Source organism: Amycolatopsis sp. NPDC023774, from assembly GCF_040639695.1.
In the GTDB taxonomy this organism is placed as follows: Bacteria; Actinomycetota; Actinomycetes; order Mycobacteriales; family Pseudonocardiaceae; genus Amycolatopsis.
Window position 1 is genome coordinate 45,857 of the sequence record NZ_JBFAAJ010000030.1, and the last position, 17,625, is coordinate 63,481.

13 protein-coding genes are annotated in these 17,625 nt (G+C 72.1%); 2 read left to right on the forward strand and 11 right to left on the reverse strand.

Going from position 1 to position 17,625, the window contains the following annotated elements:
* Positions 1–14 precede the first annotated feature (14 nt).
* The 4 genes from AB0F91_RS38115 to AB0F91_RS38130 form a co-directional block, all read right to left on the reverse strand.
* Entirely contained in the window at positions 15–743 is a 729-nt protein-coding gene (locus AB0F91_RS38115; protein ID WP_360605790.1) for an alpha/beta hydrolase, read from the reverse strand.
* A 188-nt stretch (positions 744–931) separates the two neighbouring features.
* Positions 932–3,781, reverse strand: coding sequence for an FAD-binding and (Fe-S)-binding domain-containing protein (locus tag AB0F91_RS38120; RefSeq protein WP_360605792.1), 2,850 nt, complete (start codon positions 3,779–3,781; stop codon positions 932–934).
* Between the two features lie 176 nt (positions 3,782–3,957).
* Entirely contained in the window at positions 3,958–5,496 is a 1,539-nt protein-coding gene (locus AB0F91_RS38125) for an amidase (RefSeq protein ID WP_360605794.1), read from the reverse strand.
* 186 nt (positions 5,497–5,682) lie between these two features.
* Positions 5,683–7,797: an MMPL family transporter gene (locus AB0F91_RS38130; RefSeq protein ID WP_360605864.1), complete on the reverse strand. Its 2,115-nt coding sequence runs from the start codon at positions 7,795–7,797 to the stop codon at positions 5,683–5,685.
* A gap of 85 nt (positions 7,798–7,882) precedes the next feature.
* Between AB0F91_RS38130 and AB0F91_RS38135 the strand changes: the two genes are divergently transcribed.
* Positions 7,883–8,410: a MarR family transcriptional regulator gene (locus AB0F91_RS38135; RefSeq protein ID WP_360605796.1), complete on the forward strand. Its 528-nt coding sequence runs from the start codon at positions 7,883–7,885 to the stop codon at positions 8,408–8,410.
* A 646-nt stretch (positions 8,411–9,056) separates the two neighbouring features.
* Here the strand turns inward: AB0F91_RS38135 and AB0F91_RS38140 are convergent.
* Entirely contained in the window at positions 9,057–9,404 is a 348-nt protein-coding gene (locus tag AB0F91_RS38140) for a TraR/DksA C4-type zinc finger protein (protein WP_360605798.1), read from the reverse strand.
* A 113-nt stretch (positions 9,405–9,517) separates the two neighbouring features.
* Here AB0F91_RS38140 and AB0F91_RS38145 point away from each other — a divergent pair, with 113 nt between their 5' ends.
* Positions 9,518–9,715 carry a hypothetical protein gene (locus AB0F91_RS38145; RefSeq protein WP_360605800.1) on the forward strand — a complete coding sequence of 66 codons (198 nt, stop codon included), beginning with the start codon at positions 9,518–9,520 and terminating at the stop codon, positions 9,713–9,715.
* A 157-nt stretch (positions 9,716–9,872) separates the two neighbouring features.
* On the opposite strand, the gene AB0F91_RS38150 is transcribed toward AB0F91_RS38145, so the two are convergent.
* From AB0F91_RS38150 to AB0F91_RS38175, 6 genes are all read right to left on the reverse strand, one after another.
* Positions 9,873–11,867 carry a right-handed parallel beta-helix repeat-containing protein gene (locus tag AB0F91_RS38150; RefSeq protein ID WP_360605802.1) on the reverse strand — a complete coding sequence of 665 codons (1,995 nt, stop codon included), beginning with the start codon at positions 11,865–11,867 and terminating at the stop codon, positions 9,873–9,875.
* A 200-nt stretch (positions 11,868–12,067) separates the two neighbouring features.
* Positions 12,068–12,838, reverse strand: coding sequence for an SDR family oxidoreductase (locus tag AB0F91_RS38155; RefSeq protein ID WP_360605804.1), 771 nt, complete (start codon positions 12,836–12,838; stop codon positions 12,068–12,070).
* Positions 12,835–13,902, reverse strand: coding sequence for an alcohol dehydrogenase catalytic domain-containing protein (locus AB0F91_RS38160; protein WP_360605806.1), 1,068 nt, complete (start codon positions 13,900–13,902; stop codon positions 12,835–12,837). Before AB0F91_RS38160 ends, AB0F91_RS38155 begins: the two co-directional genes overlap by 4 nt.
* Entirely contained in the window at positions 13,899–14,753 is an 855-nt protein-coding gene (locus AB0F91_RS38165; protein ID WP_360605808.1) for an amidohydrolase family protein, read from the reverse strand. Before AB0F91_RS38165 ends, AB0F91_RS38160 begins: the two co-directional genes overlap by 4 nt.
* A complete protein-coding gene (locus AB0F91_RS38170; RefSeq protein WP_360605810.1) occupies positions 14,750–15,694 on the reverse strand; it encodes an aldo/keto reductase in 945 nt (314 codons plus the stop codon). The genes AB0F91_RS38165 and AB0F91_RS38170 overlap by 4 nt, the downstream gene beginning before the upstream one ends.
* Entirely contained in the window at positions 15,691–17,622 is a 1,932-nt protein-coding gene (locus AB0F91_RS38175) for a hypothetical protein (protein ID WP_360605812.1), read from the reverse strand. The genes AB0F91_RS38170 and AB0F91_RS38175 overlap by 4 nt, the downstream gene beginning before the upstream one ends.
* Positions 17,623–17,625: the final 3 nt, after the last annotated feature.

A 17,625-nucleotide genomic window follows, 5' to 3' on the forward strand; every position in this document is an offset into this window, starting at 1 on the left:
CCGCCGGGCCGGCCTCACTTCAGGTGCCGCGCGAAGAACCGGTTCCCGTCCTCGCCCTCGAACCCCGGGACGCCCGTGTGCCCGCCCATGTTGGCGTGCAGCGTCTTCTCCTTCGAGCCGAAGGCGTCGAACAGGTCCAGGGCCAGCTGACGGTCGTTTCCCTCGTCGTCCCACTGAAGCAGGACGTGCAGGGGAATGGTGATCTGCCGCGCCTGCTCGAACATGCTGCGGGGCACGAAACTCCCGGCGAACAGCAGGGCGGCCGCGATGCGCGGCTCGACCGCCGCCAGCCGGACACCGATGGCGATCACCCCTCCCGCGAGCCCGACCGGACCGCCGATCTCCGGTAGCCCAAGAAGGGCGTCCAGGGCGGCCTGCCATTCCGGGACCGCCTGCTCGACCAGCGGCAGGATGAGCCGGTCGACGATCTCCTCGAGAGGCTCCCCGGTCTGCAGCGCCCGGCGCAGGTCGGCGCGAGCCTGCTCGGCGGAGGCGGAACGGGGCCGGTCGCCGCTTCCGGGGAGTTCGAGGGTGGCCGCGGCGTAGCCTTCTGCCGCGGAGTGCCGGGCCCGGGCCACCAGCCGCGGATACATCTTGCGCAGTCCGCCGGGGTGGCCGAGCAGGATCAGCGGGGCCGGCTCGGACGCCGATCCGGGGGTCCACAGGATGCCGGGGATCTCGCCCAGGGTGAACTCGCGCTCGAGGACGCCGTCGTCGAGGCGCTGTTCGGCGGTGAATCGCATGGTCGCCTTTCGGGAGTGCTCGTGAACGGCGCTCCCGGACGACCTACCGCCCGACCGTGACCTCTGAGGGGAGCACCCCTGTCGTTGCGTTCACGGGTACCACCTCCTCGGTCTCTCGCACGGCCTCCGGGAAGGTAGCAGTGGCTGCCGTGGTCCGCCACCGGGTTTTCGCGGACACGCCGCGCGCGTCACCGGTTTTCCGCCGCGGGCCGGGTGGCCCGTTCGACGAGCTCGAGGACGTGTTCGTAGCGGTGCCCGGTCGCCCTGGTCATACCCAGCTCACACGTGCGGTTGCAGGAGACGTGGGCGTCGAAGGGGCCGGCGGCGGAAAGCTCCCGGGCCTGGCGCGCGGTGGCCGACGCCGTCAGCTCCGGGTGCAGCAGACCGCGGTCGCCGGCGAAGCCGCAGCACCCCCACTCGTCGGGCACGGTCACGGTGCCGGCCACGGCCGCGGCGACCTCGCGCAGCGCGCCCGACAGCCCCATCCGCGTGGCCGAGCACGTCGGGTGCAGGGCCACGGCCGCGACCGGGGCGCTGATCGTGAGGCGCCCGAGCACCTCCTCGCGCACGAACTCGACGGCGTCGACCACCCGGATCTCCCGGAACCGCTCCGGCCCCCGTTCGATCATGTGCCGCAGCCCTTCGGTGCACGAGGACGCGTCGCCGATCACCGGGATCCGGCCGCCCCCCGTAGCGGTCCACAGAGCGGGGAGCACGCGCCGCGACATCTCGTCGTGCCCCCGGTCCAGGCCCTTGGACTTCCACGGGGTGCCACAGCACAGCGAAGCCGGCCCGTCCGGGGTCGTGAGGCGGATCCCGGCCCGCTCGCACAGGGTCCGCAGCGCCGCCGCGGCTCCGGGCCCCGCGCCGCCGAACATGGTGGCGGTGCACGAGGCGAACAGCACCGCGCCGGCGTTCCCGGTCACGGCTTCGGTGCGGCGCCGCCCGCCTCGCGGGAGCTCGGGCGACCACAGCGGGACCGAGTCGGTGCCGCCCGCCTTGCGGGCCAGTTCGTTCGCGCCGACGACCAGGCGCTCCGGCAGCTTGGCGGCGGTGGTGAGCGCGGTCGCGGCCGCCCGCGTCACGCCGTCCCAGTGCCGTGCCGCGCCGGCCCAGATCGCCGACGTGGTCCGTCCGACTTCTTCGGCCCGCAGCCGCTTCATCAGGTCGCCGGTGTTGATCGTCACGGGGCAGGCGGTCTGGCACATCCCGTCGACGGCGCAGGTCTCCACGGCGTCGTACTCGTACTCGGCCCGCAGCTGCGTGAGCGCGGCCGTGTCCCCGGCTTCGCGAGCGCGCTCGATCTCCCGGCGCAGCGCGATGCGCTGGCGCGGTGTGGTGGTCAGGTCGCGGCTCGGGCACACGGGTTCGCAGAAGCCGCATTCCACGCAGCGATCGACTTCTTCCTCCACCCGCGGCGAAGCCTTGAGGTCGCGCAGGTGCCCCGCCGGGTCCTCGGTGATGAGCACACCCGGGTTGAGCAGGCCCCGGGGGTCGCACAGGCGCTTGATCTCGCGCATGACCTCGTAGAGCTCGTCACCGTACTGGCGGCGCACGAACGGGGCCATCATCCGGCCGGTGCCGTGCTCGGCCTTCAGCGAGCCGCCGTGGCCGAGCACCAGGTCGACCATGTCGTCGGTGAAGGCCGCGAACCGGTCCAGCGGCCGGCCGTCGCCGAGGCGCTCGGTGAGCATGAAGTGGATGTTGCCGTCCTTGGCGTGGCCGAAGATCACGCTGTCGCGGTAGCCGTGGCGGTCGAACAGGCCCGTGAGCGACTCGCACGTCGGCAGCAGTTCGGGCACCGGCACGACGATGTCCTCCAGCAGGGCCGTGGTGCCGGCCGGCCGGGCCCCGGCGATCATGGCGTACAGGCCCTTCCGGACGTGCCAATGGCCGGCTCGGGTCGCCGGGTCCGCGGACAGCACCGCCGGCGCGGTGGTCGGCAGCGCCGCCAGGGCCACGCCGGCCGCCGCGGCCAGCTCGTCCACCTCCTCGGCGGTGCCGGCCTGGTACTCGACCAGCAACGCCGCGTGCCGGTCGACCACGAGGTCGCGCAGCACCGCGGTCGCCTGGGCGTCGCGCTGGCCCACGCGGATCGAAGTCGCGTCGAGGAGCTCGACCGTCGCCGGACCGGTGGCGACCAACGTCGGCAACGCCCCGGTCGCCCCGGCGAGGTCGTCGAAGACGAGCAGGCCGGTGCGCGCGTGCCCGTGCAACGGCACCGTGCGCAGCACCACCGACGCGATGAACGCCAGCGTGCCCTCGCTGCCGACCGCCAGGTGGGCCAGGATGTCCGCCGGCTCGGTGTGGTCGAGCAGCGAGTTGAGGCCGTAGCCCATGGTGTTCTTCATCGAGAACTGCTGCTCGACCCGCTTGCGCAACGCCGCGTCGCCCCGCACCCGGTCGCGCAGCCGGCGCAGGCCCGCGTGCAGCTCGGGCTCGGCGGCGCGCAGCCGGTGGTCCGCATCGGGTTTTCCGGTGTCCACGACCGTGCCGGACGGCAGCACGAGCACGATCGACTCGAGCGTCGCGTAGCTGTTGGCCCAGGTGCCGCACGCCATGCCGCTGGAGTTGTTCGCGACCACACCCCCGACAGTGCACGCGACCTCACTCGCCGGGTCGGGCCCGAGCTTGCGGCCCAGGCGCGCGAGGCGCGCGTTGACCTGCCGGATCGTGGCCCCGGGACCCACCCGCACCCGCGCACCGTCGTCGAGCACCTCGATGTCGCGGAAGTGGCGCCGGGTGTCGACGAGCACGCCGTCGGTCCCGCCCTGCCCCGACAGGCTCGTCCCCCCGGACCGGAACCCGAGCGGCACCCCGGCCGAGCCCGCGGCGGCGAACAACCGCCCGACCTCGTCCGCACTGCACGCCCTCACCACCGCCCGCGGCGTCAACAGGAAGTGCGACGCGTCGTGCGCGTGGGCCAGCCGATCGGACAGCCGCTGCCCGACCCGCCCCGGGTCCCCGGTCGCGGCGGCCAGCAGGGCGAGCAGATCGGCGGCGCCGCCCGCGGTGGCAGCGTGCTCGGTGACGGTCATCAGCTGATCCTCGTCGATCGTGTCGTGCGTGGCGCGTTCAGCGTGCTCGAAGTCGCTCGGCCGGCCGATCCAGATTCACGCTCGTCGCCGGCCGGGGCAAGGGTCGGCTGCGGAGATGTCCCCCACCTGGTCGGCCCGGTCGCCACCACACGACCAAACCTCTCCGATCGGTACAGCTAGGACGCCGCGGCAGCAGTACCGGCCGGAGCGGGGAACCCACCGACCGCTTGCTCGTACGCATGCGCGACCCGCAGGACCGTGGCGTCGTCGAACCGCTTGCCGATGATCATCATCCCGGCCGGCAGCCCGTCGACCAGCCCGGCCGGAACACTGCACGCGGGATGCCCGGTCACGTCGAAAGGCGCCGTGTTTCCGATCATCGACAAGGCCGTGTCCAGGTAATCGGCGAGCGACACGTCCGGTGCCGGCAGCTCCCGCGCGACATACGGCAGCGTCGGCATGACGAGGACGTCGTACTCACCCAGGACGGCGTCGTAGGCAGCCCGCAGTTCGTAGGAGAGGTTGCGCGCCATGGCGTAGTACTTGCCGCCGCCGAGTTCGAAGGTGTAACGGCCCGAGAGGCCGACGAGCTGGACCGTCTTGGACAGGTCGCGGCCGCGCGCGAGGCGGCCCCGGGCGTAGTGCGCGATCAGCTCGGGGTCGTACTGGCCCCAAGTGCCCATGCCATACCCGTGGCCGTCGATCATCTGGTAGGCGGCGCCTTCGGTCGCGATCACGTTCCACACCGCCATGGCGTCGGTGTGCCACGGGATCGAGACCTCGTCCGCGGTCAGCCCCGCCGACCGCAGTACCTCCACCGCGTCCCGGACCGCGTCGTCGACGCCGGCGAGCGACCCCGGCGTGCCGAACCCTTCCCGCACCACGCCCACGCGCAGCCCGGACGCACTCTCGCGCAGAGCGGCGACGTAGTCGACCGGGTCGAGGACCGTCGGCTGGCGGGAGTCGTAGCCGTCGACGCCGGCCAGCACGCTCAGCATCAGCGCGGCGTCGTCCACCGTGCGCGTCATCGGTCCGAGGTGGTCGATGGTCTGCTCGATCGGGAATGCACCGGTGTACGGCACCAGACCGTACGTCGGCTTGTGCCCCACGATCCCGGTGAACGACGCCGGGATCCGCACCGAGCCGCCCTGATCCCCGCCCACCGCCAGGTCGACGTCGCCGTTCGCCACCAGCGCGGCACTGCCGCTCGACGAACCACCCGCGTTGCGCGAGAGATCCCACGGGTTGCGCACGGGCCCCGGCCACGAAGTGAAACTGCCCCCGGAGAAACACAGGTCTTCACACGTCGACTTGCCGGCGATCGTCGCGCCCGCGGCGAGCAGCCGGCGCACGACCGTCGCGTCCCGCCTCGGCACGAAGCCCTCCATCGACGCCGAACCGTTGACCATCGGCACCCCGGCCACGGCGACGTTGTCCTTCACCGCGACCGTCCGCCCCGCCAGCGGGCCCTCCGCCGTCTCGCTGATCGCCGTCCGCACCGACCACGCGTTGAGCGGATTGTCCACCGGCAGCGACGACTCACGCACCGGCACCTCGGGCGACGACCGATCGTAGAGCCGCTCGACCTCCTCCGACGCCGCCAATGTCCCTTCGACCGCCGGGACGAACTCCCCGATCTCGGCCTGGGTCAGATCGAAACCGTAACGTTGAGACAGCTGCGCGAGCCTTGCCGCATCGGGCGCCGGAATAGCCATGACCGCTCCTTCGAGGTCGGCGATGGCGTCGAACCTAGGGACGATCCGACGGCAGGTCAACGAATGCCGGCGCGCCCAGGTCAGCAAGGCACGCCACAGGGCCTGGCAAGCTGGGCGCCACGACCGGCCCCCGTGACCGGTGGCGTGCGCCCGAGCCGCTCCTGCACCCGCACCCGGTAGCCACGTTCACCGCTCGATCGGATCAGCCCGCGACAGCGCCGAAGGCCACCAGACTCGGCGACCGATGTCGAGCGTAAGCGCGGGCACGAGGAGCGTGCGAACCAGCAGGGTGTCGATCAGCACGCCGACCGCGACGATGAAGGCGAGCTGGGCCAAGAACAGGACCGGGATGACGGCGAGCGCCGCGAACGTGGCGGCGAGAACCACACCGGCCGAAGTGATCACTCCCCCCGTCACGGCAAGCCCGCGCAGCGTTCCCGCCCGGGTGGACGAACGTCGCGTCTCCTCCCGCACCCTGGTCATCAGGAAGATGTTGTAGTCGACGCCCAGCGCGACCAGGAACACGAAACCGAACAACGGCACCACGGGGTCGGCTCCGGGAAACCCGAAGACCGAGTTGAACACGACCGCGGACAGTCCCATGGTGGCGGCGAACGACAACACGACGGTGGCGATCAGCAGCAGCGGCGCGAGCAACGCGCGCAGCAGCAACGCCAGCACCAGGAAGATCACCACCAGCACGATGGGGATGATCAGGTCGCGGTCGTGCTCGGCGGCGATCCGCGTGTCGAGCTGGACGGCGGTGGGGCCGCCCACCACCGCGTCCGCGCCGGGCACCGCGTGCACGGCGTCGCGAACGCGCTGGACGGTTTCGACGGCCGCGGTGGAATCCGGGGCGTCGCGCAGCACCACCTCCACCCGGGAGCGGCCGCCGACGACCGGGGGCACCACGGTAGCCCGCTCGACCCCGGCCACCACGGCCGCCGAACGCACCGCGGCGGACGCGCCGGCATTCGCGAGGACAACGGTCGGCGCGCCGGTGCCGCCGGGGAAGTGCCGCTCGAGCACCTGTTGCCCCGTGACGGAATCGACCCGGTCCAGGAACACGTCCGACTGGCTGGTGCCGGCGGCTTTCAACTGCGGCAGGAACGCCACTCCGACGGCCAGCACGAGTACCACGCCGATCCAGATCGCCCGGGGAGATCGCCCCACGAACTCGGCCACCTTCCCCCACACCCCGGCGGCCTCCGGGTGCGCGGAGCCCAGCGCGGGTACCCGGGGCCAGAAGATCACACGTCCGAACAGCACCAGCACCGCAGGCAGGAACGTCAGCGAAGCCACGAGTGCCGACGCGATGCCGATGGCGGCCACCGGCCCCAGCGCCTTGTTGGAGTTCAGCTCACTGAACAGCAGGCACAAGACACCGAGGATGACCGTCGCCGCGGACGCGACGATCGGTTCGACCGTGCCGCGCAGGGCCGCCCGCATGGCGTCGAACCGGCTGCCGGTATCGCGCAACTGCTCTCGGAACCGCGAAACCAGCAGCAGCGCGTAGTCGGTCGCCGCGCCGAAGACGAGGATCGAGAGGATACCTTGGCTCTGCCCGTTGAGATCGATGATCCCGTTGTCCGCCAAGAGATACACCGTCAGGCTCGCCAGCCCCAGTGCGAACACGGCGGACATGAGCACCAGCAGCGGCAGCAGCGGGCTGCGGTAGACCACGACGAGGATCAGGGCCACCACCGCACCGGCGACCAGCAGCAGCACCCCGTCGATCCCGCCGAACGCGACCACCAGGTCCGCGATCTGCGCGGCCGGCCCGGTCACCAGCACGGTCAACCCCCACGGCGCGTCCTCCAGCGCTTCGCGCACCCGGGTCGCGACGTCGCCGGGGTTGCCGGTGGCGTCGATCCCCACCACCACCTGCACGGCACGGTCGTCTCGCGGAGCCGGGATGACCGGCGACACCGGCGCCTCGACCCCGGGCAGCCGAGCGATCCGGGCGGACCGCTCGGCGAGGAACTCCCGGTCCGCCGCGGTGATCCCCGTGGACCGCTCGGCCACCACGACCGCCGGCAGCACCTCGCGGTCGACGAACGCCTGTGCCTGCGCTTGCGCCTGGGTGGCCTCGGCGCTTCGGGGCAGGAACGCGGAGCTGGCGTTCTGGACGACGTCGCCCAGCTTTCCGGCGAAGGGCCCGGCGAGCGCCCCCAACGCCAGCCACAGCACCGCGAGCACCGCCGGCAGCAGCCACCTGAGGCGCCGCGGCCGGCGAGCCCCCGGGTCGTCGTCGCTCACCTCTTGACATCCCCTCTCACGGGTCAGTTTTATTTCCACCATAGAAATATTCGATAATGGAAACATAGGGTGAGACGCTCGTGATCGCAACCGGGCTGTCGCTGTGCGAGACGACGAGGAGCACGACATGGAAGGAAGCCCGGCGGGAGCGGCCGGCGACCCCCACGGGTTGGCCGGGTTGCTGCGCCGCCACGCCGTGGAGACCGAGCGCTACGTCGCCACGATCGGCGCCGGCCACGACATGCACCGCACCGACCTGAACGCGCTGGCCGTGGTCATGGACGCCGACCGGACGCGGGAACCGATGACCCCCGGACGGCTCAGCGCGGCTCTGCACCTGAGCCCTCCGGCCACCAGCGCCCTCATCGACCGGCTCGAACAAGCCGGGCACCTGCGGCGCACCCGCAGCGCCACCGATCGCCGCCAGGTCGATCTGCGGATCACCGACTCGGCACTGGCAATCGGCGCCGCCCTGTTCGGCCCGCTCGCCGACCACGTCCGCGCCGTCATCGCGCGCTACAGCGAACCGCAGCAAGCCCTCATCGCGCGCTTCCTGCAGGAAGTGTCGACCGCCATCACCGCCGCGACCGACGATGACCGGGGCGCATCCGCCCGGAGAAGTGAGCCGCCTCCCAGGCGCGCTTCTCGTCGGTAGTGGTTCACGCAGGCACGTCCCGGGGACGTCAGGATGGCCGGTCGGACGCGGAGGCGAGCCAGGCACCTACGCGGTCGACGCGGTGTCCGGCCCGGCAAGCGGCGCGTGCTCAGGTCCGCTCGGCGGCGCAAGAGAATCTCCCGCGCCACTGCTTCCGGCGCTGTTTCAGGAACCCAGTGCGTGATCCCCTCGAGTTCGACGACGCGGTAGGGCCCGGTGACGTGCCGCCGGCAGCGTTCGGCGCCGACACGGCCCAGCGCCGTGTCGGCGGTGCCCCACGGGTACGTCGCCGGGACCGGCGACGGCCCCAGCGCCCGGAGTTGCCCATCGGCCGGTACCAGTTGAGGGCGGGGATGGCGGCGCCGCCCGGACATGAGTGCCCGGTGCGGGGCGAACTGTTCGTCGGACAGCGGTGGCACCATGAGCGCGCAGCATGCCGCCGTCCGCGATCACCTCGTCGATCTCGCCCGCACGCCTGAAATCGGCGAGGTGGCGAGAGCTGCGCTGCTGATCGGGATCGTTTTCCCGAGCCCACTCCCACGCGGCCGGGTGCGGCAGGAGGCGCGCAGCGCGTCCGTGAAGGTCTTGTCGTCCACTCCGGAAGCCGCGATTCGCACTGTCGCCGCGTTGCCGTGGAGTGGTTGCGTCACCTTCGATTCGCGCAGGCGATACAGGTCCGCGTCGCCGGCAGGGCGGCGAGCCGGCCTTCGGAGATCGGGCCGCCGCAGCGTTCGCAGATCTCGTAGACCCCGGCCAGCACCCGCTCGGCGGCTCGGTCGAGTGCCGCGAGTTCGTCCTGGGCTTGCCGCAGCAGCGCTTGGATCTGCGCCCGCTCGAAGGCGATGGTGGCACCTTCCGGGTCGTGTTCGTCGTCGCCGCTGCTGAACTCCGACGCCGCCACGATCTCGTTCCACTGCCGCGCCAGCGCCGAGGCCCGACGCGAGGTCTCGGCGTGCGCCCTCTCGATCAGCTCCATCGCGGCGCGCTCGTCCATGACGCAGGACCATCCTCCCCGTCGCCAGAGGCCGCCGCACCGTCGGTGGGTCACCGGTGGCACCTGAGGACAATTCGTGACGATACCGCCCTCGCCCGGCCACCCGCAGCCTGGTGAAACTCGACGGCCGGAAGACCGGCCAGCGCCGCCCGGTACTCCTCCACGCGGCGGCGACTCTGCTGGGCTTCAGCCAGCCGGCGACCCGCAGCCTCTCGCTCGGCCTGGTGATCAGCGCGGGCATCGCGCTCCTCGCGGGCATCGTGCTGCTGGTCGGGGTCAAGGCGGCGAATCTCAGGGAAACGCACCACTGAGCCGGGTTCCGCCGCGCCGGGTGTGCCGGAAGCGGCAAAATCGTTCGGCGCGGCGGAGAACGCCGTGACGCCCGGGAGCGGTCTGCAGAGCGGAGTCGCTCCCGGGCGTCACGGTGTGCCGGTCACAGTCGGCGCGCGGGGGAAGTGCCGTGCGGTGTCAGGACGAGGAGCCGGGGTGCGGTTGCGGGCGGATGCCCGCGTGGTCCATCACCGCTTGCGCCGCCGGGGGCCAGGTCCCGTCGGTGAGGTGGACGTTGCCGTCCAGCACGTTGTTGTGCGGGGCGCCGGTCGCGACCTGGGTGGCGCCGGTGTTGTACCAGTTGCCGGTGAAGGTGTTGTCGTCGGTGTTGTTGGTGGAGCCGGCGTTGGTGAACGCCCAGACGCCGGCGTCCTGGATCACGTTGTGCGACAGGCTCACGTAGCGCGAGCCTTCGTCGAGGTACAGCCCGACCGTGCTGTGGTTGTCGTAGATGTAGTTGTCGTCGATCACGGTGCCCGGGTCGGCGGAGAGGTTGTAGATGCTTCCGCCGTCGTGGAAGACCTTCTTGGTGCCGTGGACGAGGTTGCCGCGCACCACCGTGTCTTTCAGCGTGGTGGGCGTGGTGTACACCGGCTGGTAGTCGTACAGGCCCCGGTTGCGGTAGTCCTGGCTGCCACCGGGATCGTTGGCGCCCCAGCCCCAGCCGACGTCGATGCCGTCGTAGGCGAGGTCGGACACTTCGTTGTGCTCGATCACCGCGTGGGTGACGTAGGTGCTCAGGATGCCGGCCATGTCCTTGTAGTCCCGCGCGACGTTCGTCACGAGGTTGTCGGTGATGGTGATGTCCTTGTTGGTCATCGCCGGGTTGCTCGGGTGGTGCGCATCGGGCTGCACCCCGCCGACGACGATGCCGGAACCGGAGTCGTCGGTGAAGGTGTTGCGCTGCACGGTGATCCCCGACGCGCCGAGGCCGATGCCGGAAGCGTGGGCGTTCGCGTCGTTGCCGATGCCGAGCGCCACCTGGCCCAGGTGGGCGAACGTGTTGCCCACGAAGGAGATGTTGCGAGCGGCCGAGACCTGGACGGCGGCGGGAACCTGGTTCCAGTCGTTGCGCGAGGCCTCGAACTGGGGGCAGCCGAGCTGACAGGACGTGAGGAAGTCCGCCGGCTGCGAATACGTTCCGGTGATGAAGGTGCCGCTCTGCTGGTCGGCGTAACCCACCGCGGTGCCGGGCTGCAGCCAGGTGGTGTGCTCGAAGCTCAAGCCGCGGAAGGTGAGGTCGTGGATGGGCTGGCCCCGCGTTCCGCTCAGCCGGACCAACGAGCTCAGCCGCGGCAGTTCCACCTGACTGTGCGCCGGGGTCTGCCCGGGGGCGGCCTTGTAGTAGAGCTTCCCGGCCTGGGGGTCGAGGTACCACTGCCCGGCCTTCAGGAACGAGTACGAGTTCTCCAGCAGCAGCGTGCCTCCCGCGAAGGGGCGCGCGAGCGTGTCGTAGCCCCAGTTGTTGTTGTTCCACGCGGGTTGCTGCATGGTGATCGTGGTGCCGCTGATGTGCTGCACCGGCGCGTACCGGTCGGTGAAGGAGTTCTGGCTCTCCACCTCGATCCGGTTCTTGTCGGGCAAGGTGGCCAGGTAGTCCAGTGCCGGGTTCACAATGGACAGTCCGGTCGTGGTGACCGAGACGTCGCTGCGGGCGATGGTGACCGCGGCCCGCGGCGCGAGCGCGCCGTCGACGACGAGCTGGCGCGTGTCCACGCCCTTCGGGGTGTCGGCGACGTAGATGTTCGCCGCCGGGTCGTGCAGCTTCCAGCCGGTCACGGCCTGTCCCCCGGACAGGACGGGGGTCTGGCCGGGGCGGGCCTGCCACGTAATGGTGTGGCCGTTACGGCCGGAGTCCTCAGCGGTGAACGTGAGGGGCGCCGTCAGCCGGTACGTGCCGCCGGCGAGCTCGACGGTCACGTTCGCCCGGCCGACGAGGTCGCGGGCCAGTTTTTGGGCTTTTTGCAGCGAGGCGACGGGGCGGCCGGCGCTGCCCGGGTTGTGGTCGTTGCCGTTCGGCGCGACGACGATCGTGAACCCGGGCGGTCCGGCCGCCTGCGCACCGGGCGCGGCCGCGACGGCCGCGGCCGAGACGGCGAGCGCCGTCAGCACTGTTCTGGCGGTGTGACGCATGTGCACCATCCTTTTGGGGAGGGGAACCGGGAAGTTCGCGAGGGCGGCCGGCGAGCAAACGGGAGAAGCGCTCGGCCGGCGCGAACCGGCGGCCCTCGCGGGGGCGGAACGCGGTGTTCGAAGAAGCCGGACGGCATCGTCCGCCTTTCGTCGCGGTGGCTCGCGGGAGGTTCAGGCCCGCGCCGCCGCGCGGGCGGGGTTCATCGGCCCAGCCATCCGCCGTCGACCGGGATGAGGGCGCCGTGGACGTAGTCCGACGCCGCGGAGGCGAGGAATACCGCCACCCCGGCGAAATCGTCGGGCCGCGCCCACCGGCCGGCGGGAATGCGGTCGAGGATGGCGGCGAAGCGTTCGGGATCGGCGCGCAGGGCCTGGGTGTTGTCGGTCTCGACGTAGCCGGGGACGATGGCGTTGACGTTCACGCCCCGGCCCGCCCACTCGTTGGCCAGCGCACGGGTGAGCCCGGCGATGCCCGACTTGGCCGCGGCGTACCCGGGCACGTTGATGCCACCCTGGAAGCTCAGCAGCGAGGCGGTGAACACGATCTTGCCCCGGCCACGCTCGAGCATCCCGGCGCCCACGGCGCGGGTGAGCCCGAACTGGCTCGTGAGGTCGACGGTGAGCACCCGGTCCCAGTCGGCGTCGGAGTGTTCGGCCGCCGGGGCGCGCGCGATGGTGCCGGCGTTGTTGACCAGGATGTCCACGGGCCGGCCGAGACCGGCGAGCGCGTCCGCCAGCTCCGCCACGGCGGCCCGGTCGGTGAAGTCGGCGCTCAGCGCGGTGCAGCGGCGGCCGAGCGCGGTCACGCGGGCCTCGACCTCGCTGCCGGACGGCTCCTGGTGCGCGCTGACGGCCACGATGTCCGCGCCGGCGGCGGCCAGCGCCTCGGCCATGCCGAGCCCGATCCCGCGGCGGGCGCCGGTGACCACCGCGAGCTTGCCGGTGAGGTCGAAGGCGGACAATCCGGTCACCGTGCCTCCCGCCCCTCGCCGGTCCGGCAGTCGACGAGCACCTTCATCACGCCGGCCCCGCTTTCCAGCGCGGTGAAGGCCTCCGTGACGCGCTCGAGGGGTTCGATCCGCGAGATCAGCGTTTCGGCCGGGATGGCACCTTCGGTGAGCAAGCCGACCGCGGTGGTGAAGTCCTCGCGCTCGTACAGGCGCGCGCCGAGGAGGGTGAGCTCCCGCCAGAAGAACCGGTGCAGGTCCACCTCGCGGGCCGCCGGGTGGATCGCCACTTGGACCAGCCGGCCCCGTGTGGCCAGCGCGCTGACCGCCATGGTCACGCCCGCCGCCGCGCCGGACACCTCGAACGCCACCTCGGCGCCGGCGCCGGCGGTCCACTGATCGAGGGCGCCGGCGAAGTCGCCGGCCGCCGGGTCGAGCGCGGTGAGGCCCAGCCCCTCGGCGACGGTCCGCCGGTACGCGTCGGGCTCGGCCAGCACGACCGACGCGCCCGCCCGCCGCGCGACGAGCGCGATGAGCACACCGATCGGTCCCCCGCCGACGACGAGCGCGTGCTCCCCCTTGCGCAGCTGGGCACGTCGCACGTCGTGCACGGCGACCGCGGTCGGCTCGACGAGCGCCGCGTGGTCCAGCCGCAGGTCGCGGGGCAGCGCCACGAGGGTGTCCGCGGGCACCGTCCAGCTGTTCTGCAGGGCGCCGGCCGCGTCGATGCCCAGGAAGACCAGGCGGTGGCACACGTGGGTGTGGCCCGCCCGGCAGGCGGGGCAGTCACCGCACCACCGCAGCGGCAGCACCGTCACAGGGTCGCCGGGCCGCCAGTCCACCACCCCGGCGCCGACCTCGGCGACCCGGCCGGACATCTCGTGCCCGATCACCGCGCGCGGTGAGACCCGCCCGTCCATGTCGCCGTGGAAGATGTGCAGGTCCGTCCCGCAGATGCCGGTGTAGGCCACGTCGACCCGGACGTGGCCCGGTGCGGGTGGCTCGGTGTCGCTGGGCTCGACGACCAGGGCGCGGGCGCCGGCATAGGCGACCCGGCGGGCGGCGGTGCCGCGTGTCAGGGAGGTCATTCGGGGTCCTTTCGTGGTCCCTGCTCGGCGCTGCGCACCCGGTAGGTCCGGGCGGCGTTGTCGTGGAAGACGGCTTCGGCCGCGGCAGCCGGATGAGCGGCGAGAGCGGTGCGGACGAGGTCGAGCCACGCGTCGTAGTCGGTGGCCAGCGTCAGCACCGGCCAGTCGCTGCCGTAGAGGCAGCGGCCGGGGCCGAACACGTCGAGCGCTTCGCGCAGCGCGTCGACGACGGCGCCGCGGCCGGTACCCGGCGGGGTTTCGGTGGCCAGGCCGGAAAGCTTGCAGAGCACGTTGTCGCGTCCGGCCAGCCGCCGCAGATCGCGGCGCCACCGGTCGTAGCCCGGTCCGCCCGGCGTGGGTTTTCCCAGGTGGTCCAGAACGATCGTGGTCCGTGGGCAGGCGGTGGCCAGTTCGGTCAGCTCCGGCAGCTGATGCGCGCGGACGCAGGCGTCGAACGGCAGGCCGGCCTCGCCCAGCAGGCCGACTCCCACGCGGAAATCGCGGTCGCCGAGGAAGCCAGGCGGTTCGTCCTGCGCGTTGCGCCGCACCCCGACGACAAACGGATCGTGCTCGTCGAAGAACCCGCGGGCCCGCACGGGATCTCCGAGCTCGACGTGGGCGACGATCCCGCGGATCCACGGGTGCCGGCGCGACTCCTGCCGGATCCACGCGATCTCGGCGGCGGCGTCGGCGGACACCCGGCCGGCCTCGACGACGATGACCTCCGCCCGGCCCGGGAACTGCTCGGGGGTGCGGGGACGGTCGAGCTCGGCGACGTCGTCGAGCCACGGGTAGCGCAGCCGGCGCGGATCCCAGAAGTGCACGTGCGAGTCGAGGATGGCGGCGGTCACGACCGCTCCCCCGGGTGCTGGTTCTCGGGGCGCCCGTTGGGCCACCCGCGGTCTCGGACGGGTTCGAGGCAGGCCTCGATTTCACGCACCAGGTCCTCGTCGAGAGGCTCGGACAGCCATCGGACGTCCCGCCGCACTTCGTCCGGGTCCGCGGCGCCGACGATCGTGACCGGGAAGTCCCCGGTGCTCACCGCGTACTGCAGGGCCACGCGCGCCAGGTCCGCCCCGCGTTCCCGGCACAGCACCGCCGCCTCGGCGCACCGCTGCAGCACCTCCTGCGGCGCGGGGTGCCAAGGCGGTGCGCCCTGCTGAGTCAGCGCGCCCATCGCCAGCGGGGCGGCGTTGAGCACGGCGGTGCCGAGGCGTTCGAAGCGCTCCCGCCACTCGGCGAGCCGCCGGTTCTGCAGCGTGTACTGGCAGTAGGAGATGATCGTGTCGACCGGGGCTCGTTCGGCGACATACGCGAGCGCCGGCAAGGGAAAGCCGGTGATCCCGACCGCGCGCACCAATCCCGATTCCTGCAGGGCACGCAGCGCGGGCAAGGTTTCACCGACCACCTGGTCGAGATCGCCGAACTCGATGTCGTGGCACTGCACGAGATCGAGGTGGCCGGCGCCGAGCCGGGCCAGGCTTTCGTGCACGCTGCGCGTGACCCGGCCGGCGCTGAAGTCGAAGTCGGCCTGCCCGTAGCGGCCGACCTTGGTGGCCAGCACGTAGGCGGACCGCTCCACACCGCGTAATGCTTGTCCCAGCACGGTTTCCGCGACCGTCTCCCCGTAGAAGGGCGACACGTCGAAGAACGTGATGCCGAGCTCGAGCGCCGTGTGCACGGCGTCAATGCCGCGGCCGCGGGCCGGGCCGGTGAGCCGCCCCAGCGGTGCGGCGCCGAAACCCAGCCGGGAGACCTCCAGCCCGGTGCGGCCGAGCGGGGTGCGGTTCATTCGGGCTCGCCCGACGGCGTGGCCTCGAACGGCGTGGTGTACGAGGGCGTGCGGGCCCGCAGCGCCAGCTCCAGAGTCAGGCTGATGCGAGTGGACGGGGGCAGGTCGACTTGCAGCCAGGGACCGTCGAGAGCGATCGACGAGGACGTCACGACCGGTTCGCGATGGCCGTAGTCGTACAGGTCGCCGATCCACGACGGGTCGTCGCAGACGCTGTAGCGCGCCGCCCGGACGTGGTGCTCGGCGAACGCGCCGGCCTGGAGGATCACCGACCGGGTCGTCCACGGGTCGAGGTTGACGAGCTCGACCACCGTTTCCTCCGGCTCGATGCGCGAGACGAGTGCCGCGACCGACGGGGGCAGACCCGGGCGGCGGGCGATCGCGTCGAAGTAGCGCACCCGGGCCTGCTGCAGTCCCCCGTTGTAGACGACCTGCGGACCGCCCCAGGTGAGCTGGACCAGTGCTTCGGTGACGACGGGGTTCGACTGCTGCCAGAGGTGGATGTCGGCCTCGGGGACGTCGAGGTCCCGGTAGCGCTCCATCCGCGCCAGCCGGTGCCGCACCTGGGCCTGGGCCGCCGCGAGGATCCGCTCGGGGTAGCCGGGGTTGTCGCCGGACAGGTAGGCGAACCACGGCTCCTCGTGCCCGGCCTCTTCCTTGCTGCGGAAGGAACGCACCGTTCGCCAGTCGTGGCCCGCGGCGGCGCGCAGTCGTTCGAGGCGCTCGCGGTCTTCCCGGGAGCCGGAGTGGTGCCACAGCGCGGCCGGCACGCCCATCAGCATCGGGTTGTGGTCGAACCATCCGTGATCACCGTAGCGGTAGGGCACGTGCAGCGTGGGCGTGTCGACGTCCGGGCCCAGCTGCACCGTCCACTTCGACTGCAGGCTGGAGTCGGCGTCGGTGAAGGCCATGACCTTGCCCTGGCCGATGATCGTGTCCAGCGCCGGGCGCACGAGGTCGGTGTAGCCGTCGTCGCCGGTGGCCATCGCCGCGGCCAGCGCGGCGACGATCGCGGCGTGCCCCACGCTGTACCACCCGTGCGGCCACGACCAGCCGTAGTGCCCGCCGTACCACCGGCCCTCCAACAGACCGCCGACCGTCCCGTCGGGAGCGACATTGTCGGGCAGGACACCCCCGTTGGCGGCGGCCCGTTCGCGCCAGGCACCCACGTACTCGGCGAGCCAGTCGCGGTAACGGCGGTCGCCGGACAGCAGCAGGGCGTTGAAGACCAGCCCGGCCGCGGCGAGGTTGACCGCGGTGTCCCCCACCCCCATGCGGCGCCGCATCTGCTCGCCCAGCCGGGGATCGGGATCCGCCGCCGGCTGCGCGGCACCCGCCGGCACGAGCCACTCGAGGGGAAAACCGTACATCCGCGCTTCCTGGGGCAGCCAGGGGTAGGAGTCGCCGTCGAAGAGTCCTTCGCGTGCGGGGTCGCTGCCGTTGTGGGGGCGGCGGATGATGCGGTGCTCGGGGTCGTAGTTGCCGTGCGCCGGGTCGACGTACAGCTCGGCGAACCGCACCGCGCGCTCGCGCCACCGCTCGGGCGCGGCCATGCACAGGAAGTACAGCAGCAGCAGGCTTTCGCCTTGGTGGAACCAGTCGTAGCCGCGTTCGTACTCCTCGCTCAGCATGCCCAGCTCGGTCAGCTGGCGGGTGACGCCCTCCCAGTGCCGCTCCGCCTCGCCGAGCAGGTCGTCGGCGCCGCCGAGCAGGTAGAGCTGGGGCCAGTTGAAAAAGGTTTCGTAGAAGTCGTCCACCCCGTCGCGGGTGGAGAGGCCGCCCCGGTAGACGAGGCGTCCGTCCGGGCCCGTGTAGTCCCGCGCGAACCGGCGCCAGGCCGTGTCGAGCAGGTCGAACAGCTCGCGCTGCGCGATCGCCCAGCCCGGGGGTTCGAGCAGCGGTACCGAGGCCGTGATGACGGGATGCATCGA

Coding starts and splice junctions, on each gene's coding strand:
- AB0F91_RS38150 (WP_360605802.1), bottom strand. CDS start 11,867: ATGCGTCACACCGCCAGAACAGTGCTGACGGCGCTCGCCGTCTCGGCC.
- AB0F91_RS38140 (WP_360605798.1), bottom strand. CDS start 9,404: ATGGACGAGCGCGCCGCGATGGAGCTGATCGAGAGGGCGCACGCCGAG.
- AB0F91_RS38175 (WP_360605812.1), bottom strand. CDS start 17,622: ATGCATCCCGTCATCACGGCCTCGGTACCGCTGCTCGAACCCCCGGGC.
- AB0F91_RS38160 (WP_360605806.1), bottom strand. CDS start 13,902: ATGACCTCCCTGACACGCGGCACCGCCGCCCGCCGGGTCGCCTATGCC.
- AB0F91_RS38115 (WP_360605790.1), bottom strand. CDS start 743: ATGCGATTCACCGCCGAACAGCGCCTCGACGACGGCGTCCTCGAGCGC.
- AB0F91_RS38120 (WP_360605792.1), bottom strand. CDS start 3,781: ATGACCGTCACCGAGCACGCTGCCACCGCGGGCGGCGCCGCCGATCTG.
- AB0F91_RS38170 (WP_360605810.1), bottom strand. CDS start 15,694: ATGAACCGCACCCCGCTCGGCCGCACCGGGCTGGAGGTCTCCCGGCTG.
- AB0F91_RS38125 (WP_360605794.1), bottom strand. CDS start 5,496: ATGGCTATTCCGGCGCCCGATGCGGCAAGGCTCGCGCAGCTGTCTCAA.
- AB0F91_RS38135 (WP_360605796.1), top strand. CDS start 7,883: ATGGAAGGAAGCCCGGCGGGAGCGGCCGGCGACCCCCACGGGTTGGCC.
- AB0F91_RS38130 (WP_360605864.1), bottom strand. CDS start 7,797: ATGGTGGAAATAAAACTGACCCGTGAGAGGGGATGTCAAGAGGTGAGC.